General features: G+C 35.2%; 19 protein-coding genes and 3 riboswitches. Of the genes, 3 read left to right on the forward strand and 16 right to left on the reverse strand.

The genetic code is table 11. The features are described 5' to 3' along the window. Positions 1–38 precede the first annotated feature (38 nt). The 6 genes from AC2CGR_RS24295 to AC2CGR_RS24320 all read right to left on the reverse strand — a co-directional run bounded on the left by AC2CGR_RS24295 (position 39) and on the right by AC2CGR_RS24320 (position 3,224). Positions 39–1,271, reverse strand: a complete 1,233-nt coding sequence (locus AC2CGR_RS24295) for an MFS transporter (RefSeq protein WP_484481303.1) — start codon at positions 1,269–1,271, stop codon at positions 39–41. Positions 1,272–1,336: 65 nt separating this feature from the next. After that, on the reverse strand, positions 1,337–1,918 hold the full coding sequence (locus AC2CGR_RS24300) for a TetR/AcrR family transcriptional regulator (RefSeq protein WP_131101330.1): 582 nt from the start codon (positions 1,916–1,918) through the stop codon (positions 1,337–1,339). A gap of 80 nt (positions 1,919–1,998) precedes the next feature. After that, positions 1,999–2,142 carry a hypothetical protein gene (locus tag AC2CGR_RS24305; protein ID WP_000817976.1) on the reverse strand — a complete coding sequence of 48 codons (144 nt, stop codon included), beginning with the start codon at positions 2,140–2,142 and terminating at the stop codon, positions 1,999–2,001. Positions 2,143–2,268: 126 nt separating this feature from the next. Continuing rightward, complete coding sequence (locus AC2CGR_RS24310; protein WP_131101328.1) at positions 2,269–2,514, reverse strand: hypothetical protein; 246 nt, start codon at positions 2,512–2,514, stop codon at positions 2,269–2,271. Positions 2,515–2,527: 13 nt separating this feature from the next. Further along, positions 2,528–2,842, reverse strand: a complete 315-nt coding sequence (locus AC2CGR_RS24315) for a thioredoxin family protein (protein WP_131101326.1) — start codon at positions 2,840–2,842, stop codon at positions 2,528–2,530. Positions 2,843–2,852: 10 nt separating this feature from the next. Then, positions 2,853–3,224, reverse strand: coding sequence for a DnaJ family domain-containing protein (locus AC2CGR_RS24320; protein ID WP_270185545.1), 372 nt, complete (start codon positions 3,222–3,224; stop codon positions 2,853–2,855). A gap of 371 nt (positions 3,225–3,595) precedes the next feature. Between AC2CGR_RS24320 and AC2CGR_RS24325 the strand changes: the two genes are divergently transcribed. Next, positions 3,596–5,620 (forward strand): glycosyl hydrolase family 18 protein, encoded by a 2,025-nt coding sequence (locus tag AC2CGR_RS24325; RefSeq protein ID WP_484481304.1) that lies wholly within the window; start codon positions 3,596–3,598, stop codon positions 5,618–5,620. A gap of 465 nt (positions 5,621–6,085) precedes the next feature. On the opposite strand, the gene AC2CGR_RS24330 is transcribed toward AC2CGR_RS24325, so the two are convergent. From AC2CGR_RS24330 to AC2CGR_RS24360, 7 genes are all read right to left on the reverse strand, one after another. Next, a complete protein-coding gene (locus AC2CGR_RS24330) occupies positions 6,086–7,624 on the reverse strand; it encodes an ABC-F family ATP-binding cassette domain-containing protein (protein ID WP_131101320.1) in 1,539 nt (512 codons plus the stop codon). Positions 7,625–7,930: 306 nt separating this feature from the next. Then, complete coding sequence (locus tag AC2CGR_RS24335; RefSeq protein WP_087964402.1) at positions 7,931–8,704, reverse strand: hypothetical protein; 774 nt, start codon at positions 8,702–8,704, stop codon at positions 7,931–7,933. 65 nt (positions 8,705–8,769) lie between these two features. Continuing rightward, complete coding sequence (locus tag AC2CGR_RS24340) at positions 8,770–9,519, reverse strand: ABC transporter ATP-binding protein (RefSeq protein WP_029437307.1); 750 nt, start codon at positions 9,517–9,519, stop codon at positions 8,770–8,772. Next, positions 9,516–10,514, reverse strand: a complete 999-nt coding sequence (locus tag AC2CGR_RS24345; RefSeq protein WP_042874280.1) for an ABC transporter substrate-binding protein — start codon at positions 10,512–10,514, stop codon at positions 9,516–9,518. The genes AC2CGR_RS24340 and AC2CGR_RS24345 overlap by 4 nt, the downstream gene beginning before the upstream one ends. Beyond that, positions 10,511–11,284, reverse strand: coding sequence for an ABC transporter permease (locus AC2CGR_RS24350; RefSeq protein WP_001057155.1), 774 nt, complete (start codon positions 11,282–11,284; stop codon positions 10,511–10,513). Before AC2CGR_RS24350 ends, AC2CGR_RS24345 begins: the two co-directional genes overlap by 4 nt. Next, positions 11,256–11,576, reverse strand: a complete 321-nt coding sequence (locus AC2CGR_RS24355) for an MTH1187 family thiamine-binding protein (RefSeq protein WP_000082900.1) — start codon at positions 11,574–11,576, stop codon at positions 11,256–11,258. Before AC2CGR_RS24355 ends, AC2CGR_RS24350 begins: the two co-directional genes overlap by 29 nt. Before the next feature lie 100 nt (positions 11,577–11,676). Further along, positions 11,677–11,778, reverse strand: a riboswitch (TPP riboswitch). Between the two features lie 61 nt (positions 11,779–11,839). Further along, positions 11,840–13,579 (reverse strand): methyl-accepting chemotaxis protein, encoded by a 1,740-nt coding sequence (locus AC2CGR_RS24360; RefSeq protein ID WP_087964401.1) that lies wholly within the window; start codon positions 13,577–13,579, stop codon positions 11,840–11,842. A 142-nt stretch (positions 13,580–13,721) separates the two neighbouring features. Then, positions 13,722–13,806: riboswitch (cyclic di-GMP riboswitch) on the reverse strand. A gap of 283 nt (positions 13,807–14,089) precedes the next feature. Between AC2CGR_RS24360 and AC2CGR_RS24365 the strand changes: the two genes are divergently transcribed. Continuing rightward, positions 14,090–15,403: an anaerobic C4-dicarboxylate transporter family protein gene (locus tag AC2CGR_RS24365; protein WP_000498715.1), complete on the forward strand. Its 1,314-nt coding sequence runs from the start codon at positions 14,090–14,092 to the stop codon at positions 15,401–15,403. A 97-nt stretch (positions 15,404–15,500) separates the two neighbouring features. On the opposite strand, the gene thiE is transcribed toward AC2CGR_RS24365, so the two are convergent. Together thiE and thiM are read right to left on the reverse strand one after the other, a co-directional pair. Further along, complete coding sequence (thiE, locus tag AC2CGR_RS24370) at positions 15,501–16,160, reverse strand: thiamine phosphate synthase (protein ID WP_087964400.1); 660 nt, start codon at positions 16,158–16,160, stop codon at positions 15,501–15,503. A 16-nt stretch (positions 16,161–16,176) separates the two neighbouring features. After that, positions 16,177–16,992 (reverse strand): hydroxyethylthiazole kinase, encoded by an 816-nt coding sequence (gene thiM / locus AC2CGR_RS24375; RefSeq protein ID WP_346655051.1) that lies wholly within the window; start codon positions 16,990–16,992, stop codon positions 16,177–16,179. A gap of 63 nt (positions 16,993–17,055) precedes the next feature. Next, positions 17,056–17,165, reverse strand: a riboswitch (TPP riboswitch). 276 nt (positions 17,166–17,441) lie between these two features. Between thiM and topB the strand changes: the two genes are divergently transcribed. Continuing rightward, positions 17,442–19,631, forward strand: a complete 2,190-nt coding sequence (topB, locus tag AC2CGR_RS24380; protein ID WP_484481305.1) for a DNA topoisomerase III — start codon at positions 17,442–17,444, stop codon at positions 19,629–19,631. A 40-nt stretch (positions 19,632–19,671) separates the two neighbouring features. Here topB and AC2CGR_RS24385 read toward each other — a convergent pair whose 3' ends face one another. Then, positions 19,672–22,677 (reverse strand): YhgE/Pip family protein, encoded by a 3,006-nt coding sequence (locus tag AC2CGR_RS24385; protein WP_484481306.1) that lies wholly within the window; start codon positions 22,675–22,677, stop codon positions 19,672–19,674. Positions 22,678–22,917: the final 240 nt, after the last annotated feature.

A 22,917-nucleotide genomic window follows, 5' to 3' on the forward strand; every position in this document is an offset into this window, starting at 1 on the left:
CCATGAAAAAAGGGAGCAATTCAGCCCCCCTGCAATAGCTATTTCGAAGCCAATGAATTCGTCATTTCCTCTTGATTAACAACATCTTCTTTCTTTATTTGCATACGTAAAACCGGACCTATTGCTAATAAAATAAGTAACATTGTTATACAAAATACGGTAACTAGTGAGGTCATCTCCTTCAATCCTCCAGCTAGTGAAGTTCCAATTAACATTGCTCCCATAAACAGCGGTAAAATCGTCCCATTTACTCTTCCAATCATATTTTCTGGTACAAGTTGAATCATAAGCGTACCGACAACGATATTCACACAGGCTAAACAAATGCCTGTTCCAAACCTCATAAAACTAGTAATCCAAAATGATGTAGATAGCCCTTCTACTAAAAATGACATCGCTAATATGCTCATACCGAATACGAACATCTTTTTCGGGTTCACTTTTGAAGCGAAAATCGCAGCAACAATACCACCAATTAACATACCTATTCCATCAGCTGCAGCTAAATATTGAACTGCTTCCTTTTCCATTCCAAGGCGTTCTATTACAAGAAACACCTCTAATGGCATTGTTAATCCAACAGCTAAGCCTATAATGGTGAAAGTGATTGTAATCATACGTAAATTTTTCGTATGAAGAACATATTTCCAACCTTCTTTTATATCATTTTTTAATGAATCTCTCGCCACTTGCTCTTTTTCAACCCATTTTGGTAAGAATGAAAGGGCGATAGCAGATAACAAAAATAAAATGATTAAGCTATATAGTGACGTAAATAAACCAAGTTGTGTATACACAAGCGATCCTACCACCGGTCCAAAAATCAGAAATAATGACTGTAATGTTTGGTTAAATGCAATCGCATTTGCTACCTGTTCTTCTTTTACATAGCGCTTAAATATACGCGAAGATGATGGCTGAGAAAACTGACCTACAATCGCGGAAATGAGTGTTGCAAAAAATATAGCCTGCCAATAATCCAGTTTTAACAACAGGACAATTCCTATAATAGACAGGACACTTAATACATCTCCAGCGACCATTGTTCTTTTCGGATTCCAGCGATCAGCTAGCGCACCACCGATAAACGAGAAAATAAAAATAGGTGCATATTCCATAACTGATAACAACGACACGGAAACTGGATCATTATTCGTTCGCTCCATTATGAAATATAGAAGGGCCATATTTCTGATCCAAATTGCAAATTGTTGTAAAATATCAGACGCCATAACGAGCATAAATGCTCGGTTTTTAAATAAAGCGTTCATTTGCATTCCCCTTTCATAAACCGACCGTTCGGTCTATTTTGTTTTGTAAGAAAGCAACTGACCTATTATTCAGCTGCCATTCCCTTTAACAATACATCTATTGCCTTTTTATAAATACGTTGTAGCTCTTTATAATCTAACTCGTAGTAAAGTACTCCAAGCCCTGATAATAATCCATTCACAATATACATAAGATCGCGCGTATTATCTTCACGAAACTCTCCAGACTGTATGCCTGCTTCAATTAGTTTCTCAAACATAACATATGATTCTCTAGTTAAAGCTAATAGTTCATCCAAAATCTCTTTACTTACAACTTGGCTCATAGAGAATTCCTCTATTGCATTTGAAATTGGTTGCTGTATGTCCTCTACATGATATTCCGCGAGACCATATAGTTTTTCAGTACTAGTACTATACAACTTCTCTTTTTCATTCCATTTTTCAAGCCAATCATACGTATGCTGTTTCACTACAAATAAAAATAATTCTTCTTTACTTTTAAAGTGATAATAAATGCTTCCTTTACTTCGCTCTGTAATTTCACAAATCTCTTCCATAGATGTAGCTGCATAGCCCTGCTGTGAAAACAAACTTTCTGCTTTATATGCAATTTCTTTCTTTATCTCTTCTGCACTTCTTCTCATATTCACACCTCTTTAAACCGACCGTTCAGTCTAATAATAACAAATTAAAAACCTCTATTACAAGAGGCTATATTCCTTATTTAAGAAAACGTACTCTCAAACCATGTTCGAATCATATGTATGATTCCAATTTTAAATCCTAATTTAACAAGAAATACGCCTCCCGCAGCTAATAAAAATAACATTACTTTCCCCTTGTTTTTCACTTTTGGCTCCCTTTTCATTTCCATTCCCCTTAGTATGTTAAAAGTATTTAATCAAACGTTTGTTTAACTGCTTTTATGCATATGTAAGCCAACTAATCAAACGTTTGTTTAAAAAGAAATACGCCTATATAAGGCGCATTTTCATCAATCACCGCCACCACCGCAGCTTCCCCCACTATCTCCACCAAAAGACCCTCCACAATCATGTGAACCTCCATCATGCGAGCTATCATTATCAGATCCAGCAAAGAAAAATAATGGCGATGAGTTGTTAGATGAATTATGAATGTTATTTTGTTTCGTAAGATTTATCTTCTTTTTGTTTGATCGAACTGCTGTTACAATTATTCCAACTACAACAAATAATAGTATAAAAATAATAAATTCCATATAGAGCCCTCCCTTAATCTTCGAACAATTGAATGGTTCTCTCTAGATTTTCAAGTGAAATGAAGCGCGATTCACGAAGAATCTCTTTTCCATTATGAAATAGTAAAATTGTCGGTCCTGTAAATACTGCATATCGTCCTGCAACCTCTTGCATGTCTTGTAGTAATATCTCTATTTTCTCTACGTAATCATAATTCTCTAATACGTAATTTACTTTCCTTAACATGACATCACAAACACCACAATTTTCGGTTTTAATAAACAGAAGTACTAATTTTTGTTCTTCGATGTATGTTGCTAATTCTTCTATCGTTTTAAATTTTTTCATCTTATCCCTCTTAACGTACTTTATGAAATACTTTATCTTGATACATACGAAATGCTGAACTATCTTTAATCTTTCTCTTTTCCATTACTTGCTGAAAACGTAGCGTTTTTGCCGTTAACTCTTGTTGTAATTTTTTTCTCTCTTCTTCATCATAACAGCAAGCAATTAAATCCTCTATTTTTAATATATCTTTTTGTAGTTCCATTTCTGGGGGAATCATTCCCGCATTTTTTAAAATTTTATAACTCATTCTAAGTTCTGGAGGTACCATTGAAAGATCTTCTAATTGTAGTGGTTTTCCTTTTCCCGGAATATTATCGAGATCACCATTCCGTATTGCTTCTCGAATTTTTTCTTCAGCAATATTCAAAAACACATCCACACTATTCCCTCCTTTACATATTTTTACTATTATTTTACATGATATTTTCTCATCTTGCTATGCCATAAGAAATTGACTTCATACAATTTTTTCTCAATTTTATTTATAAGGAGCTATTTTCTAACTCACAGATGTTTTATTTTCATATACAGTTTGTATTCAAGCCCTTTTATATTGAGAAAATCCTTCTAAATTGAATAAAGCGTTTACACTAAATCTTACATTTGTTACGATTTAATCATCCTCAGCTCCTTGTATAGACTTCGTGATGTCTGATCATTTTTATCTAGATGATTTATACATCTAGATTCATTTTGATTTATTGGCGCATGCCTTTAAATATATCTTTTATTTTGAAAGGAGAAATGGCTATGAAATCAAAAAAATTCACACTGCTATTACTATCCCTACTACTCTTCTTACCTCTTTTTCTTACAAACTTTATTACTCCAAATGTCGCATTAGCAGATTCACCCAAGCAAGGTCAAAAAATTGTTGGATATTTTCCTTCATGGGGGATTTACGGACGTAATTATCAAGTTGCAGACATTGATGCATCCAAGTTAACCCATTTAAACTATGCTTTCGCTGATATTTGCTGGAATGGAAAACATGGAAACCCTTCTACTCACCCCGATAATCCAAATAAACAAACGTGGAACTGTAAAGAGTCTGGTGTACCACTGCAAAATAAAGAGGTCCCTAATGGTACTCTCGTACTCGGTGAACCATGGGCCGATGTCACAAAATCTTATCCTGGCTCAGGTACAACTTGGGAAGATTGTGATAAATACGCACGCTGCGGAAATTTCGGCGAACTGAAACGATTAAAAGCTAAGTATCCTCACTTAAAAACAGTTATTTCCGTTGGTGGCTGGACTTGGTCTAACCGCTTTTCTGATATGGCCGCTGATGAAAAAACAAGAAAAGTATTTGCTGAATCTACAGTCGATTTCCTTCGCGAATATGGATTTGACGGCGTTGATTTAGACTGGGAATATCCGGGCGTAGAAACAATTCCTGGTGGTAGTTATCGTCCTGAAGATAAGCAAAACTTCACCCTACTCCTTCAAGATGTTCGAAATGCATTAAATAAAGCTGGTGCAGAAGATGGTAAACAATATTTACTAACAATCGCGTCAGGTGCAAGCCAACGTTACGCTGATCATACAGAGCTAAAGAAAATCTCTCAAATACTGGATTGGATTAATATTATGACATATGATTTCCACGGTGGGTGGGAAGCTACTTCTAACCATAATGCAGCTCTATACAAAGATCCAAATGACCCAGCAGCAGATACGAAATTTTACGTAGATGGTGCGATAGACATTTATACAAATGAAGGTGTTCCAGCCGATAAACTCGTATTAGGTGTACCATTTTACGGACGCGGATGGAAAAGTTGCGGAAAAGAAAATAACGGACAATACCAACCTTGTAAACCAGGTAGTGATGGAAAGCTCGCTTCTAAAGGTACTTGGGATGATTATTCTACCGGTGATACAGGTGTGTATGATTATGGTGATCTAGCAGCTAATTATGTTAATAAAAATGGCTTTGTTCGCGGATGGAACGATGTAGCGAAAGTACCTTATTTATATAATGCGACTACAGGTACATTTATTAGCTATGATGACAACGAATCTATGAAATATAAAACAGACTATATAAAGACGAAAGGTTTAAGTGGTGCAATGTTTTGGGAGCTTAGCGGGGATTGCCGTACAAGTCCAAAATATAGTTGTAGTGGGCCAAAATTACTTGATACGTTAGTAAAAGAATTACTAGGTGGACCTATTACTCAAAAAGATACTGAGCCACCAACAAACGTAAAAAATATTGCTGCTACAAATAAAAATTCAAACTCAGTTCAATTAAACTGGACTGCATCTACTGATAACGTAGGAGTTACGGAATATGAAATTACTGCTGGAGAAGAGAAATGGAGTACAACAACAAATAGCATTACAATTAAAAACTTAAAATCTAATACAGAATACACATTTTCAATAATAGCAAAAGATGCTGCTGGGAATAAATCACAGCCTACTTCTATTATTGTAAAAACAGATGATGCTAACACAACAACTCCTGGTGGAAATAGCAATGCTACCTTTTCAGTCACTTCAAATTGGGGAAGTGGTTACAACTTCTCGATTGTAATTAAAAATAGTGGAACAACTTCTGTTAAAAACTGGAAATTAGAATTTGATTATAACGGCAATTTAACACAAGTTTGGGATTCTAAAATTAGTAGTAAAATAAATAATCATTACGTAATTACGAATGCAGGATGGAATGGTGAAATTCCTCCTGGTGGATCGATTACAATCGGAGGGGCAGGAACAGGCACTCCTGCTGAGCTTGTAAATGCATCCATTAGCGAAAACTAAAAGTAACTTCCATTAATTATTTCATTGAAGTTTGAATTTAGGTTTGAGTGCTCTCTCCTAAATTCAAACTTTTAATTTTATGAAAATCACTAATAAATATTATAATAACTTATTATAATTATATTTAGTTCCCAATATGAAGTTTATGTGAAGTTCACCTGAATTTTACATGAATTTCCTTTAAGTTCTATTGTCTTCCTATACTAAGCACATTATCCTTTACATATAGGCATTATTTTCATTCCATTTCAAACTATCTATATATATAAAGAAAGATAGTCGCCTATTAGGGAAAGGCATCTAGTATTATTATTATAATTATAAACATAACAAAAGAAAAAGCACGCTTATAAGCGCACCATAAGAGTGCTTCTTCATACAATTCTCATGTAAAAGTTCTCGAAAATCATGTTAATCACAAAGAAAAGGCATTAGCTTATATAAGCTAATGCCTTTTCTTTGTGATTATTTTTCAGCATTCCATTCTTCTATATTCCATACTTTTGTTATCCATGCTTCATAGAAAGAAGGCTCATGTGAGACAAGTAAAACTGTTCCTTTATATTGTTGTAACGCTTCCTGCAAAGACTTTTTTGTTTCTATATCCAAATGATTAGTTGGTTCATCTAAAATTAAAACATTACTTTTCGTTACGATCAGTTCGCATAAACGTACCTTCGTTTGTTCTCCGCCGCTTAATAAACGAATAGGTTTTAATACGTGTTCTTCTTTCAATCCACACTTTGCTAACGCTTGGCGTACTTCTTTCTTTGTCATATCTGGTCGCTCTGCCCAAATTTTCTCTAACGGTGTTGTTTCAGAAGCAAACTCTTCCTGTGCAAAGTACGCAGGATTTACTCGTTCTCCAACAGAAATTGAACCGCTTAGCGGCTTTATTTGACCTAATAATGTTTTTAACATCGTCGTTTTTCCAATTCCATTATGACCAATAATCGCTATCTTTTCTCCTTTTTTCACTTGTAAATTCAACTCTGGACATAACGGATCACTATAACCTATCCTTAGTTTCTCAGCTTGCAATATACGACTCACCGGCTCCTCATAAACATTGAAATCAAAACGGGATCGAGTTACATGATTAATTTTTTCAACCCTTTGCATTTTCTCCAATACTTTCTCTCGACTTTTAGCCTGTTTCGCTTTTCGAATTTTATTTTTTTGAATAAATGTTTCTAACTGAGAGATTTCTTTTTGTTGTTTCGCATGCGCTGATTGTAATTGTTTCTTTTGCACTTGATAACTTTGCACAAACTTTTCATAATTTCCTACGTATCGCTTCACTTTCCCTCCTTCTAGATGAAAAATAACATTTGTAATACTGTTCAAAAATACTTCGTCATGTGAAATGATTACATAAGCTTTTTCATATAGACTCAAATATGATTGCAACCATTCTATATGAGCTGTATCTAAATAATTTGTTGGCTCATCTAGCAATAAAACATCAGCTTTTTCTAAAAGGAGCTTCCCAAGTAATAACTTTGTTCGCTGTCCCCCACTTAACTTCGATACATCCTTTTTCACCCCTATTTCAAATAAACCTAAACCGCTTGCTACTTCTTCAACTTCTGTATGAATGTGATAAAAATTAGAGCTTTCCAATATAGTTTGTAATTCTCCATACTTTACTAACAATTTTTCTACTTCTCCTGCTCCATTCATTTGTTCAGCAATTTTTAACATCTCACATTCAATCGCATACAAATCAGCAAATGCACTTTGCAAGTATCCCTCAATTGTCATCCCTTCTTGTAAAGCCATATGCTGCTGTAAAAAACCTACCTTCACATGAGGAAACCATTCAATATTCCCATCATCATGTATAAGCTCTCCTGTTAAAATCCTTAACAATGTTGATTTTCCGATTCCATTTTTCCCTACTAACCCAACATGCTCGCCCTTCAATAGTCGAAAACATGCATTATATAAAATGGCTTTCTCACCATACGAATGACTTACATTTTCTACCGTTAATATACTCATTATTTTCTCTCCTTTACTTATGGTCCATAAGCTAAATAGAGAGAGCAACAGTATAAAGCCTTATTTAATTGTGCATATAAAAAAATGGGTAAGGTGAATACACCTTACCCATTACATATTATCGTAAAAAAGGATTAAGGTTCTTTACCTGCTGTCTTCAATTTAGCTTAATCGATAAAAATGGGCAGACTTCTCCCGTATCAAGCTAAAACCATTTGAAGAACAGTTGATAAAGTCATTTTATCCTTTCACTCCTTTAACATTTGTTATATTAAGAGTATAAACTACTCTGTTATATTCTATTCTCTACTTTTCCTTTTGTTCCTTCCCCGTTTTATCGTTTTCTGCATACATTTCTTTATACATCTTTTCTAACGCATATGGACTTGTAAAGATGAGCGTTAACGATTTCCACATATAAATTCTTCTTTGTAATTCTATTCCGTATCCTTTACTAACCATACTTTTCACTTCTGGAATATGGTCCTCAGCTTGAAATTGTTGTACAGACTTCAATTCATCCGTTTTAAAATCTGTTAAAAGACCTATCACAACTCGTCCATGTTCCTGTGAACTTTCTTCTAAATCAAACTGAATTGAATGAACAAAACCTAAAACGTGAAAAATTTGAGCATGTAAACCGACAACAGCACGCTGTTCCATTAAGGTGTAACACTCTCGTTTTAACACCTCTACCATTTCCAAGGAATTTCTATTAACTTTCATTTTGCTGACAAACATAATTTTTACAATATGAGCGACTGCCCCCATACTTTTTAATACACTCTCTAGAATTTCTACCGCGTCTTCTACATAACCATTTGAAATTATGGAATGAATAAATTCATCTAATACCGCTTGAAACTTTTTAATTAAATGTAAATCACGTAACTCCGGAACATCTTTTCTCAATTGATCTCGACCTTGAACCCACTTTAAAATTTCTGTCATTTCTTCTTCTTTTAATTCATGATGTTCCATACCATATTTCATTAATAAAATATGATTTTTTAATAAAGCTTTTCTTTCTTCAAGATTATCTGCCGTTAATTCATCTACTATCTTCTCTATAGTTTTCATCTTTCTCCCCCTATAAAAAAAGCCTCTTAACAGTAATTATACTAAAAACTGTTAAAAGACTTTTTCTATTTTTTCATATAAGGTGCTAATACTCTCAAAATTTCTTCCTTGTCCTTCTTTAACTCAAGCGATGTTAACATATCCATCGTTCTCGGCCTAGGTAATTTCACTTGTACCTCGCCAACTATTGATGCTGGTCTTTGAGATAAAATAAATACGCGATCTGAAAGCAAGATTGCCTCATCTAAGTCATGTGTAACCATAACGATTGTTTGCTTCTCTTGGTGCCAAGAGTTTAAAAGCCAGCTATGTACTTCCATTTTTGTAAAAGCATCTAATTTACCAAAAGGCTCATCAAGTAGCATAATTGGCTTTTCACATAAATATGTGCGCAGAAAACTAATTCTTTGACGCATACCACCAGACAATTCATCAGGATAATGGTCTGCATATTCATCTAGTCCAAACTGCTTTAATGCTTCCATTCCTTCTGTCAGCCTTTGTTTTTTCGGCTTTCCTTCAATTTCTAACGGAAGAACGATATTTTGCAAAGCTGACCGCCACGGTAGTAATAAATCCTGTTGCGGCATATAACTTACAACATCTTGCTCTTGTATTTGTTTATCGTTATACGTTACACTTCCACTTGTTGGATTTTCAACATTTGCGATCATATTTAATAGTGTACTTTTCCCGCAACCACTCGGTCCTACAAAAGAAACGAACTCTCCCTCTCGTATAGAAGCACTAATATTTGCTAATACATTCTTTCCATCGAAAGATTTCACAATATCTTTTATTTGTAATCCGCTCATTTTTCACTTGGAAGGAACTCATTTGTAAAGGCATCTTTCACATCAATTTTCTTCTTAATAACTTTGTTATCATATAAGAAATTCATGTAATTCGTCCAAACTTCTTCCTTCTGTACTCCCCACGCTTTTGCATCATCTTGATACTTCGTACTTAACCATTTTTGACTTTCTTGTACTAAATCTTTATTTACATCTGGAACAGCTTTAATTAAAATATCAGCAGATTCTTTTGGTTCTTTAATTGCAAAATTATACCCCTCTGTCGTTGCACTCATAAACTTTTTCACAAAGTCTTTATCTTGCTTCGTATGTTTTTCACTCGTAATAATAACAGGACTATAGAAATCAAGCGCTGGATCTAAGTCTTTTACCATAATCGTATTTAACTCTTTTCCTTGGCGTTTCGCTTCAATTCCATCCCATCCGTAATAAATCCATTCAAAGTCTGCATCACGACCAATTGATTTAAAGAAATCTGTTTGTCCTAAGATGATTTTTTCCACTTTATTATAATCAGCTTGATTTTTCTCCATAATTGTCTTTAATGTAGCTTCTTCCGCTGGTCCTCCCCAGCCTCCATAACGTTTACCTTCAAAATCTTTCGGTGAAGTCATGTTATCTTTCTTAAGCGATGCAAAAGCTGAAGTGTTATGCTGAATAATCGCTCCTACAGATACAACAGGAATACCTTCCACACGAGCCAACGTTACATTTTCTTGTGCGCTTATTGCAAAGTCAGCTTTTCCTGAAGCTATCATTTGCTCCGCTGTCACATTATCACCAGGCTGAATAATTTCTACATCTAAGCCTTGCTTTTTATAATAATCTTTCGCTTGCGCTACATATAAGCCAGTATGATTCGTATTCGGAAACCAATCTAGTACTACTTTTACTTTTTGATCTTTACTTGCACTTTCTTCTTTCTTCGCCGGATTACATCCAGCCACACCTACCGCTAATAAGGCAGCCAACATAACCTTTAAACCTTTTTTCATTTTCTGCCGTCCTTTCTATATATCCATGGTGCTGTTATTCTTGCCATAAACTCCACGATAAAATACAGACATAATGTCACCATAACAATAATTGCTGCAACACCAAATACTCGGGCTGTTAAAAAGGATTTTGTAGCCCTTGTAAGCATAACTCCTAATCCTTCACTGGCACCGAGCCATTCTCCAATAATCGCTCCCATTACGCTATATGTAACTGCAATTTTTAAACCGGAGAAAAAGTATGGAAGCACTGCTGGAAACTTTACTTTCTGGTAAACTTGCCATTTCGTTGCCTTCATCGTTTGCAACAACTTCAACATATTTTTATCTACCGTTTGAAAACCTTCTAAAATGCTAAGCGCAATCGGGAAGAAACAAACGAGTATTACTACCATTACTTTCGGTAGCATTCCATATCCAAACCAAATAATAAATAACGGTGCAAGTACAACGATTGGAATCGTTTGCGAAATAACAAGCAACGGATTTATTAAAATACGAAATAAAGGGATAACGTCCATAATAATTGCAATACTTGTCCCAATTAAAATCGCAAAGAACAGTCCAATTATAACCTCTTGCAATGTTTGCATCGTATTCGGTAATAGTAAATCTTTCATCCCAATTAATTCTTGAACAATGGCAGAAGGCTTCGGTAAAATCCACGGTTCAATTTTAAATAATGAAACAGATCCTTCCCATATCGCAATGAGAAGGATAAGCCAAATTGTTGTAATTATTTTAGATTGCTTCTGGTTTTGCATATTCATCACGGTACTTCCAAACTTTTTCATCTATCGTTACACCAGTGCTTGGACGATAATGGATTTTAATAGAAGTAATCACTTCTTCTGCTCCAGCATCCACACAAGCTTGTTGTGCACGTTTAATGACATCAAGAAGTACATCTAACTCTCCTTCCAGCGTTGTTTCCATTGCCCCTACTTCATAACGAACTCCCGATTGTTGTACAACCTCAATTGCTTTATCAACAACAGAATATACATCCTTTGTTTTTGCTTGTGGTACTACTGAAAACGAAATTGTAACTTGTTGTGACATGGTAAAATCCCCCTTATGAAATTAAATTTTAAAACAAGAAAAGGCTTTCCTACGCAGTAGGAAAGCCTTGTATGCAAGTTATTATAGAATAACATATGCTACATCACTTTAAGTAACTCCCTACGCTGGCATTATCCAGATCAGGTTGAGGGTCGATGTTTGCTCACATCCTCTCAGCCAATTGGCTCCCCGGTCCTTAATTCGTTTTCATTGTAGCATGATTTATTTTATTGAACAAACAAAAGCATGTATAATCATTTCATTTAACTTTTAAATTCCCCAATTAACTCTTGTAACTCCTGTGAAAGCCAGCTTAAAGAACTGGCTAATTCAGCAATATCTTGTACAGACATTTTCTGTTCTTTCATGCTTTCTTCAACATTACTACTACTATTCGCATACTTATTTGCGATAAGTGATAGTTCATTGACAACACGTACAATATTTTGGCTATTTTGCAATATATCACTTGAATTGCTAGAAACAACTCTAACTTGATTGATAACAGTTTGTGCTGATTCCGAAATTTTTTCAAAGAAAGCACCACTACTTTCAACAAGTTTCATCCCAGATTCTACTTCTTTTGAAGTTTTTTGCATTGAAACAACAGCTTCTTCCGTTCCAGCTTGTGTTTCCCCTATTAATTTTGCTATATCTTTTGCTGATGCTTCCGTCTGCTCTGCTAATTTACGCACTTCATCAGCAACAACGGCAAATCCGTCTCCAGTTTCCTCAGCACGTGAAGCTTCAATAGTAGCATGCAAAGCTAGCGAATTAGTTTGCTTTGAAATACTTGTAATTACAGTTACAATATCACTAATTTCTTTTGATCTTACTTCCAAAGAATAAATGATAGAAGATAAATCTTGTACTGCATTTTGTATTATATTCATTTGATTAATCGCCTGTTTAGTAACATCGTTTCCTTCTCCTGAATGATGCTCTATACCTTCAGACTCTTTCGCCATTTGTTTTGCAGCATTCGTTATCTCTTCCATCTTATCTGCCATCTCATATACAATACCTAAATACTCTGGTACTGAAGTTTCTTGTGACTGAGCGCCAGCTCTTAACTCAACCATAGAACTTACGATTTCTTGAACTGCCATGCTATTCTCTTTCGTACTCACTGACAATTCTTGTGAAGATGAGGAAACCTGTTCTGCTGTCTGTTTCACTTTATCTATAATTCCTTTAAACTTCTCGATGGTATTATTAAAATACGCATTAATAATACCAATATCATCTGGTCTTTCCTCTAATTTAATACTTAAATCACCTTCACCAACTTTGCGCAATCCTTCACGTAAATCCCGCAATGGAGCAAGTGCGTTACGTACGATTAAGAATTGAATAACAGTTGCAATTAAAACAGAAATACAAATAAACATTAAACCTTGTATAATGAATTTTTCCTTTGTACTAGGAACAATAGAGGCATCTACATCGGCTGCAACAATTGCCACAATATTTCCGTCTCCATCTTTAATCGGCTCTAATATCGTTACCCATGATCCTAATAGATCTTCATATACTACTGTCATATTTGCTTTTTTCGTGCTCATTACCTTATCATATGCTTCCATCCAAAGATCTGGTTGTTTATAATATTCTCCCGGCTTTACTTCAACAATATTTGATAAGTCTGTAGACAAGTCGACGATTAGTAACTCACCTTTTTCATTTTTTTCTGCTCCAACAATATAGGTTTGTCCGACACTATTCAACTCTTCCGTCGCTTCATCTAATTTCTCTGTTAACTTCTCTCTCTTTTCTCTTTGTGCTACTGGGTCTTTTGTAACATCTCTCACTATTTGTTCGTCTAATTTATGTAATACCGTATCTCCTGTTTCAAAGGAATGCCTTTCAAATATAGACATCATGCTATTTTGAAACATGTTAAAACTTAACGCTCCCATAGTACCAACAAGCGTCAAAATAACTAACACAGTTAACAATACATTCTTTTGAAGAAATGATAGTTTGTGCCAATATTTTTTCATTAACATCACCTTTCTTAATTAACTCAATATAAAGAAAAACTATTAAAATATAAACCTTATTAACAATTGATAACAATTCTCATTTATTTGCAAATAAAAAAAAGACCAATGAAAAAGCATTGGTCAAGACCAACCCTATCCGTCCGGTAACTGGCTAGCGTAGCCTTTCGGCCTTAGCTCCTGTAGTTTTGCGTCCTAATGTTTCCATCAGTTTGCCTTTCTCGCTGAACGAGTTGAACGATATGGGAGTTCTATGAGAATTTCATTATTCTCTATCAAAGATTACAACATAAAAATTAAAATGTCTACCTATTTAGAGATATAAATGTAAATTTTTAACGTATTATTTTTTCGAAATAATTTAACAAAGTACGTGAATGTTACATTTCTTGTGTTATATAATAAAAAACGTATATAACACAAGGATTATTTTGAGTATTTATTTTAATTTTCATTTAAATTAAATTATTCGAATATATCTTAACTAATGAATTTCGGAGGTAGTTTATCATGTTTTGGCTACAATTTCTTACGTTACTACTCTGCATTTTTATTGGCGCACGCCTAGGCGGAGTTGGTCTAGGAGTAATGGGTGGCGTTGGTATGGCAATACTTGTTTTCGTCTTCCACTTACAACCTACAGCTCCTCCTATTGATGTAATGCTTATGATTTTAGCAGTAATTACTGCTGCTGGTGCACTCCAAGCCGCTGGAGGAATGGACTACCTTGTTCATCTGGCTGAGAAAGCATTACGAAAAAATCCAAAACGTATTACATTCTTTGCTCCAATTGTTACTTATTTATTTACACTCTGTGCAGGAACTGGTCACGTTGCTTATTCTGTACTTCCTGTTATCGCAGAAGTCTCTCGCGAATCCGGAATTAGACCGGAACGACCAATGTCAATCGCCGTAATTGCTTCCCAACAAGCAATTACAGCTAGTCCTATATCAGCTGCAACAGTTGCACTTTTAGCAATGTTAGCTGACTATAAAATCACTTTATTAGATATTTTAAAAGTAAGTATCCCTTCTACTTTCATCGCTTGTATGGTAGCTGCATTTGTTGCTAGCAAAATGGGGAAAGAATTAAATGAAGACCCTGAATACTTAAAACGATTAAAAGAAGGCATGATTCCTAAGATTGAAGAGAAAAAAGAATTTGTTGGTGTAAAAGGTGCTAAATTATCAGTTATCCTTTTCCTAGTAGGAACTTTTCTTGTCGTACTTCTCGGTTCATTTGAAGCACTTCGTCCAGGATGGATAGTTGATGGGAAGTTAGCCCGCCTTTCCATGCCAAATACAATTGAAATGGTTATGTTAACGATTGCAGCTCTTATTATTATTTTCTGCAAACCAAATGTAGAAAGCATCGTGTCTGGTAACGTCTTTAAAGCGGGGGCAACAGCAGTTGTTGCTATTTTCGGGATCGCTTGGATGGGAGATACTTTCTTTAACGGAAACTTAAATATGATTCAAGGATCCATTCAGCACCTAGTAACAAGTGCACCATGGCTATTTGCCATCGCATTATTCATTCTATCTATTTTACTATATAGCCAAGCCGCAACAGTACGCGCTTTAATGCCTCTTGGATTATCACTCGGTATTCCACCAGCACTACTAATCGCGATGTTCCCTGCAGTAAATGGATACTTCTTCATTCCAAACTATGGAACAATCGTTGCTGCCATTAACTTTGATCGTACTGGTACAACTGGCATTGGTAAATATGTTTTAAATCATAGCTTTATGATTCCAGGCCTAATCGCAACATTCACTTCTATCGGAATTGGAATGCTCTTAATTTCAATTATGTTTTAAAGAAAAAGCACAAACCTACAAATTTACAGGGTTTGTGCTTTTTTAACTGTCCATTCTTCCGTTATTTCCTTTACTATTTGTGTGAAGTACCCTTTTTCTACAAACTCTTACTTACTTCCTCCACTAACTTCTTCGTACTTTCATACACAGATTCCGCTAAACTAATAGCTGAAATAACTGAAACACCGTCCGCACCCGCTTCTATAACCGAAGCTGTATTCTCAATTGTAATCCCACCAATTCCAACAATCGGTATTGTAATTCCTTGTTCTCTAAAGTGAGCTAAACCTTTCGTTCCTTGAACTGCTTTCGTATCTTTTTTCGTACTCGTTGGGAAAATAGGGCCAACTCCTAAATAATCAGCTCCGTTTTCAATTGCCCAGCGTGCTTCTTCAATTGTATGTGTAGATACACCGATAATTTTATCCCCCATTTTTTCACGAACAGAAGTAATTCCTTCATCATCTTGTCCAACATGCACGCCATCTGCATCCAACTCGAGAGCTAGTTCCACATCATCATTTACGATGAATGGTACACCGTACTCCTTACAAATTGCTTGTAGTTCTTTTGCGAAACAAATGCGTTTCTCTCCCGTTAAAGCGCCTTCCCCCTTTTCACGAAATTGAAAAATTGTTATACCACCTTCAAGCGCATCTCTCAATACTTGCAGTGGATCCTTCGTACAATTGCTACTTCCCATAATAAAATATACTGATAACAACCTAGACATTTCTGCCTTTGAAATACGCGACATTTATTCTCCCTCCTTACTATATAACCTCAATCTTCCCATACTTCTCTATATCACCTGAAGTCGTATTCGCTAACTGATTCAAAAATTCAATTTGGAAACTACCAGGTCCTTTTTCCACTGTCTTAGAAGCTGCCAGTTCCGCAGCTACACCATAAAACGTTAACGCTGCTACTGCTGCCTTTACATAATCCTTTTCTACCGCTACAAATGCTCCTATTACAGAAGTTAGTAAACAACCCGTTCCCGTAACTTTCGTTAAAATAGGGTGACCATTTCGAATAAGAATCGTTCGCTCTCCATCTGTAACAACATCTTCTTTTCCAGTAATCACCGCAACTGTATTTAATTCATCCGCTGCCTGTTTTGCAATACTTACGACATTACCATTCCCATCACCAGCGTCTACCCCTTTAATTTCCCACCTCTCATTAATAACGTTCGCTATTTCAGCTGCATTTCCGCGAATAATCCCTAATTCGATTTCAGCCGGAATATGTCTCGCAACTTCTGTTCGATACGATGTTGCTCCTGCACCAACTGGATCAAACAGTACTGGCACATTGTTCACATTTGCTGATTTACCGGCAAGTAACATCGCTTCTACTTCTTCCGGACGAAGTGTTCCCATATTTAATACTAACGCTCCAGCAATGCTAGCCATTTCTGCCACTTCTTCTTTTGCATACGCCATTACAGGTGATGCCCCTAATGCTAATAAGCCGTTAGCTGTAAAATTTGTTACAACAACATTTGTAATATTATGAACGAGCGGATTAGATTCTCTCACCAAATCCACTACTTTACTAATTTCTTTCCTATTCATCCTTCTCATCTCCTAACTATAGTGATGGGAGATACACAAAAAGGCACTTTGCGCGTACGCAAAGTGCCTGAACATGTGCTTTTACACTCTCCCTACGCTGGCATTATCCAACAGGTTCAAATGGTCAATGACGGATTAGTCATACTCTCAGTTTGCATCCACAAACTCCCATGTGCTTATTATTCTTCTACTTCAAAGTCTACTCTTATTCTACTAAAATAACAAGTTCTTTACTTTTCTATTTCATATAGAAGAAACTGATAAAACAATAAGCATAATAAATAAGTATCTTTTTTTCATAGTCTCATCATGGTGCATACTATGTTCTGTCGATATCATTTGATTTCAAACAGATTTTGTTCACTCCACTAAAAAGCGTTCAAATCTAGAGCGAAACTGAATCTCAAGAAGATGTATGCTATAGTTAACGTATGGAAATTTGAAAGGATGTTTTTAATATGTCAAAAAGCGTTATAATCGCTGAAAAGCCTTCCGTTGCACGAGATATTGCACGTGTACTTAAGTGTGATAAAAAAGGAAATGGCTACCTTGAAGGTAGTAAATATATTGTAACTTGGGCTTTAGGTCATCTTGTTACATTAGCAGATCCAGAAAGCTATGATGTAAAATATAAAAAGTGGAATTTAGAAGATTTACCGATGCTACCTGAGCGTTTGAAATTAACTGTTATTAAACAAACAGGGAAACAATTTAATGCTGTAAAAAGTCAGCTACTTAGAAAAGATGTAAATGAAATTATTGTAGCGACAGACGCTGGACGCGAAGGAGAATTAGTTGCTCGTTGGATTATTGATAAAGTTAGAATTAACAAACCAATCAAACGCCTATGGATTTCATCTGTTACTGATAAAGCAATTAAAGATGGTTTCGCAAATTTAAAACCAGGTAAAGCATATGACAATTTATACGCTTCAGCTGTCGCACGTTCAGAAGCTGACTGGTATATCGGTCTTAACGCGACTCGAGCTTTAACGACTCGCTTTAATGCCCAGCTAAACTGTGGCCGTGTGCAAACACCTACTGTCGCTATGATTGCTAATCGCGAAGATGAAATAAAAAACTTCAAAGCTCAAACTTACTACGGCATTGAAGCGCAAACGACGAATCAGTTAAAACTAACGTGGCAAGATGCAAATGGTAATAGCCGTAGTTTTAATAAAGAAAAAATTGATGGTATTGTAAAAGGTTTAGATAAGTATAATGCTACTGTTGTGGAAATTGATAAAAAACAGAAGAAATCATTCTCTCCTGGTCTTTACGATTTAACTGAATTACAACGTGATGCAAATAAAAAGTTCGGTTACTCTGCGAAAGAAACATTAAACATTATGCAGAAATTGTATGAACAACACAAAGTGCTAACGTACCCTCGTACAGATTCACGCTATATTTCATCTGATATCGTTGGAACACTTCCAGAACGTCTAAAAGCATGTGGTGTTGGAGAGTACCGTTCCTTAGCACATAAAGTATTACAAAAGCCTATCAAGGCTAATAAATCATTTGTTGATGATAGTAAAGTAAGTGATCATCACGCAATTATTCCAACAGAAGGATACGTTAACTTCTCCGCCTTCACAGATAAAGAACGTAAAATTTATGATTTAGTTGTAAAACGTTTCTTAGCTGTTTTATTCCCGGCATTCGAATACGAACAACTAACGTTACGCACAAAAGTCGGCAATGAAACGTTCATTGCACGCGGAAAAACAATTTTACATGCAGGTTGGAAGGAAGTATATGAAAATCGCTTTGAAGATGATGATGTAACTGATGACGTAAAAGAGCAACTTTTACCTCGCATCGAAAAAGGCGATACATTAACTGTAAAGTTAATTATGCAAACATCAGGTCAAACGAAAGCACCTGCACGTTTTAACGAAGCAACTTTACTTTCAGCAATGGAAAATCCTACAAAATATATGGATACGCAAAATAAACAACTTGCTGATACGTTAAAATCAACTGGTGGATTAGGTACTGTAGCAACGCGTGCTGATATTATCGACAAGCTATTCAATTCGTTCTTAATTGAAAAACGTGGTAAAGATATTCACATTACTTCAAAAGGCCGTCAGTTACTTGATTTAGTACCAGAAGAGTTAAAATCACCTACACTAACTGGTGAGTGGGAACAAAAGCTAGAGGCGATCGCAAAGGGTAAACTGAAAAAAGAAGTATTCATTTCAGAAATGAAGAACTATACGAAAGAAATTGTTTCTGAAATAAAATCGAGTGATAAAAAATATAAACATGACAATATTTCAACAAAGTCTTGTCCAGATTGCGGTAAACCAATGCTAGAAGTAAACGGCAAAAAAGGAAAAATGCTCGTTTGCCAAGACCGTGAATGTGGTCATCGTAAAAATGTATCTCGTACAACAAACGCTCGTTGTCCGCAGTGTAAGAAGAAATTAGAATTACGTGGTGAAGGTGCAGGACAAATTTTCGCATGTAAATGTGGCTATCGCGAAAAACTTTCCACGTTCCAAGAGAGACGTAAAAAAGAATCTGGAAACAAAGCTGATAAGCGCGATGTTCAAAAATATATGAAACAACAGAACAAAGAAGAAGAACCATTAAACAATCCGTTCGCAGAAGCATTAAAAAAATTAAAATTTGATTAAACAAAAAAGTTCCTACCTCTATCGGTAGGAACTTTTTATTTTAGTGAATGATTTTACTTCCTTTTGCATTCTCAACGAATTTTTCGCTTGATTTGTTAATTGGTGTTTTCAGTAATAACGCAGCTACAATCATAACTACTACGAAAGCACTTAACACAAGTAAATCTCGCGTCACGATATCCCAAAGCATTCCGCCAACTGTTTCACGAATTGCGCTAATTGCGTATGTGAATGGTAAGAACGGATAAATCGCTTGGAAGAACGCTGGTGTCATTTGAATTGGGAATGTTCCGCCCGATCCTGCTACTTGCAGTACAAGTAAAATGATCGCCATCGATTTCCCAACGTTTCCGAAAATAGAAACGAGTGAGTATACGATACAAACGAAGACTCCACCAATAAATAAACTAAATAATACAAACCAGAATTTATCGACTACGTACGTACCGAGTAAGAATATATCTCCCATTGATACGATAAACGCTTGTGAAAGACCTATCGTTAAAAATGTTAATAAACGTCCGAAGTAAATTTCATGGCTCTTATAATTCGCGCCTTCTTCGTGCACTTCTACCGTTAATAATGAAACCATTAATAATGCGCCTACCCATAATGCAAGCACTGTATAGAATGGTGACATTGCTGAACCGTAGTTCGGCATCGCAAATAATTTATTCTCTTTTAAATTGACTGGATTTGCAAAGTAATCACTTTGCTTCTCAACATCGTTTTTCAATAAGCGTATGATGTCTTTTAAATCCTCTTCAGATTCAAAATCACGAATTTTATTTGCTAATTCTTTAATCTTTTTCTCAGTAGCTGGCATTTCAGCTTTAATATCTGCTAATTTCTTTTTACCATCTACTAAGCCTTTTGATGAATCTTCTAGTAACTTTTTAACATCTGGAAGCTTTTTGTCTGCTTCTTTTAAAATTTGAGATGTGTTTTTAGACATCTCTTTCGTACGAGCAATAGCTGCATTGAAATTTGGAGTGATTTCTGAGTCATATTTAGCTAAAATGTCACCAATTTGGCCCGAAACATTTTTAGATACTTCATTAATGCTCTCAATAACATCTGCCGCTGGTTTTTGCCCTTTATTAATAGAGTCAATTCCTTTATCAGTTAAATCGATACCTTTTTGAAGACCATCTTTTACTTTATTCAATTTAGAAATCGTGTTATTCGTGTTCTTATCACTATTTACATCTGCTAAAACTTTATTTGTATTTTCCAGAACTGGAATCATATCATTAACTAAATTCCATGCTGCTTTGAACTGTCCATTTAAATCATTTAAGGCTACTTTTGTAGAGTCTAATCCATTAACACCTGCGTTGCTTAAGTCTTCTCTTGCTTTTCCAAGTTCTGTTTTTACTCTGCTGTAATCACTTACAGCCTTATCGTACTTTTCTCTACCATTGTCTAATGCCTCATTGGTTTGATTTACTAACTCATTCGCTTTTTTTATATCTTGATTTAAATTACCTCTAAGTTGCTGAGCATCTTCTTTTACATTTTCAGCTTTGTCTTTCAATTGCTCAGCTTGGTTTTTCAATTGCTCAGCTGTGCTTACTGCTTTTTCGAAATCTGCTACAAACGTAGCATTATAATCTGCTTCTGCTTGATTTACCAAGTTATTTATTGCATCTAGCTTTTTATCAGTAGCATCTCTTACATCTTGTTTCACTTCTTGCCCTGTACCAATAATATTGGCAATATCTTTAACGCCACCATTTGCATTTACAATTGCTGTTTTAAGGTTTGTTAATTTCTCTATTCTCTTTTGGAAGAATTCTTTTCCAAAATCAGTTGATGCCGACTCTTTAAATTTAGTAAAGATATCAATTACATATGAAACACTATCTGCTCTACCTTGTAGCGTCTCAGAAACATTATTAAGATCTTGTTTCGCTTTCTCTGGATCAAAATTACCATTTTGCAACCCGTTTATAACACCTTGTGCGTAAGTTGTTCCGACACGTATCGAACTAAAAACATTATTTACAGTTTGATTAATATTTTTAGCAATATTTTTATACCCCTCACCATTCACTTGCGGTAATGCTGGAATTTCTGGTATTTCTGGTATTTGTGGTATTTGCGGAATAGTTATATTAGGTAACACTGGTAATTTAGCTGGATCTGGAAGTGTCAGATTAAAATCAAATGAAGGATTTTTTAAGTAATCCGTAATTTTCGCTGCAGCATCCAATCCCTGCTTCGTTACAATTAAATTATTCTTAATAGTTCCCGGAGCACGATTCAATGTTTCATCATTTCTCGCAAAGAATGCATCTAAGCTCTTAAGTGTATCCTGACCATCATTAATAACACTTTCCACAACCGGCAATTCTTTCTGCGCTACTTTCACGACATCCTCTGCTCGAGTCGCATCATCTAACGCCTTATCCATCAATGTATTCATTTCTGGGAACTGCGCTTCTAACTTAAATACAAGATCTTTTACTTTCTCAATACTTGGTAAGTTTGTTTCTAAATCGATTCCAAGGTCATTGAAGATTTTAAAAATCTCACCGTTCGCTGTTTTAACAAAGTTTTTACTAATTTCTTCTGTAATACCTGATGCACCTTTTGCTGTAATCTTCGGTGCAATCGCATTTACCTTTTCATTTACATAGTAATCAAGTTCTGGTTTCTGTGGATTTTCGTCCAGAACAGTTGCAATCTTTTCAGAGAAGTCTTTTGGAATTGTAATGCTTGCATAGTAATCCCCGCGTTCCACTCCGTAAATTGCCTGTTTTTCATCTACAAATTTCCAGCCAAGATTTTTGTTTTTCTTAAGAGAATCTACAATCTCGTCCCCGATATTGATATCTTTCCCTCTTAAATTAGAGCCTGCATCTTGGTTAGAAACTGCAATGGGAACTTCTTTTGTATTTCCATATGGATCCCAAGAAGCTTTAATGTTAAACCATGCATATAACGATGGTAAAATCATTAACCCTACAACAATAACAATTGCAGCCCAATGTTTAGCTACATTCCGTAAATCAGTCTTATAAATACGCCAAATTTGTTTCATAGAAGTTATCACCTAATTATATATTTTTCCTTCTTTAGAAAATGATACATACATTTTGCAATTATATCACTTTCTACATCGTGGATTAACCAAAAACGAACTATTTTTTCCCATTAACTTTAACTTACTACATTATATAACGAAGTAAGTCAAAGTATGAATACAAAATGACCAAATCGGTTTTACATTCAATAATAACAAATATATAGGAAATGTCATAAAAAATACAAGTATTTTCTC

It is taken from the genome of Bacillus sp. LSHTCR4 (assembly GCF_057197025.1).

What these genes read in the sequence shown, in the direction of transcription:
- AC2CGR_RS24350 (WP_001057155.1), bottom strand. Translation starts at nt 11,284, where the DNA reads ATGAATATGCAAAACCAGAAGCAATCTAAAATAATTACAACAATTTGG.
- AC2CGR_RS24355 (WP_000082900.1), bottom strand. Translation starts at nt 11,576, where the DNA reads ATGTCACAACAAGTTACAATTTCGTTTTCAGTAGTACCACAAGCAAAA.
- AC2CGR_RS24315 (WP_131101326.1), bottom strand. Translation starts at nt 2,842, where the DNA reads ATGAAAAAATTTAAAACGATAGAAGAATTAGCAACATACATCGAAGAA.
- thiE (WP_087964400.1), bottom strand. Translation starts at nt 16,160, where the DNA reads ATGTCGCGTATTTCAAAGGCAGAAATGTCTAGGTTGTTATCAGTATAT.
- AC2CGR_RS24300 (WP_131101330.1), bottom strand. Translation starts at nt 1,918, where the DNA reads ATGAGAAGAAGTGCAGAAGAGATAAAGAAAGAAATTGCATATAAAGCA.
- topB (WP_484481305.1), top strand. Translation starts at nt 17,442, where the DNA reads ATGTCAAAAAGCGTTATAATCGCTGAAAAGCCTTCCGTTGCACGAGAT.
- AC2CGR_RS24385 (WP_484481306.1), bottom strand. Translation starts at nt 22,677, where the DNA reads ATGAAACAAATTTGGCGTATTTATAAGACTGATTTACGGAATGTAGCT.
- AC2CGR_RS24330 (WP_131101320.1), bottom strand. Translation starts at nt 7,624, where the DNA reads ATGAGTATATTAACGGTAGAAAATGTAAGTCATTCGTATGGTGAGAAA.
- AC2CGR_RS24295 (WP_484481303.1), bottom strand. Translation starts at nt 1,271, where the DNA reads ATGAACGCTTTATTTAAAAACCGAGCATTTATGCTCGTTATGGCGTCT.
- AC2CGR_RS24365 (WP_000498715.1), top strand. Translation starts at nt 14,090, where the DNA reads ATGTTTTGGCTACAATTTCTTACGTTACTACTCTGCATTTTTATTGGC.
- AC2CGR_RS24340 (WP_029437307.1), bottom strand. Translation starts at nt 9,519, where the DNA reads ATGAGCGGATTACAAATAAAAGATATTGTGAAATCTTTCGATGGAAAG.
- AC2CGR_RS24325 (WP_484481304.1), top strand. Translation starts at nt 3,596, where the DNA reads ATGAAATCAAAAAAATTCACACTGCTATTACTATCCCTACTACTCTTC.
- AC2CGR_RS24345 (WP_042874280.1), bottom strand. Translation starts at nt 10,514, where the DNA reads ATGAAAAAAGGTTTAAAGGTTATGTTGGCTGCCTTATTAGCGGTAGGT.
- AC2CGR_RS24305 (WP_000817976.1), bottom strand. Translation starts at nt 2,142, where the DNA reads ATGAAAAGGGAGCCAAAAGTGAAAAACAAGGGGAAAGTAATGTTATTT.
- AC2CGR_RS24310 (WP_131101328.1), bottom strand. Translation starts at nt 2,514, where the DNA reads ATGGAATTTATTATTTTTATACTATTATTTGTTGTAGTTGGAATAATT.
- thiM (WP_346655051.1), bottom strand. Translation starts at nt 16,992, where the DNA reads ATGAGAAGGATGAATAGGAAAGAAATTAGTAAAGTAGTGGATTTGGTG.
- AC2CGR_RS24335 (WP_087964402.1), bottom strand. Translation starts at nt 8,704, where the DNA reads ATGAAAACTATAGAGAAGATAGTAGATGAATTAACGGCAGATAATCTT.
- AC2CGR_RS24360 (WP_087964401.1), bottom strand. Translation starts at nt 13,579, where the DNA reads ATGAAAAAATATTGGCACAAACTATCATTTCTTCAAAAGAATGTATTG.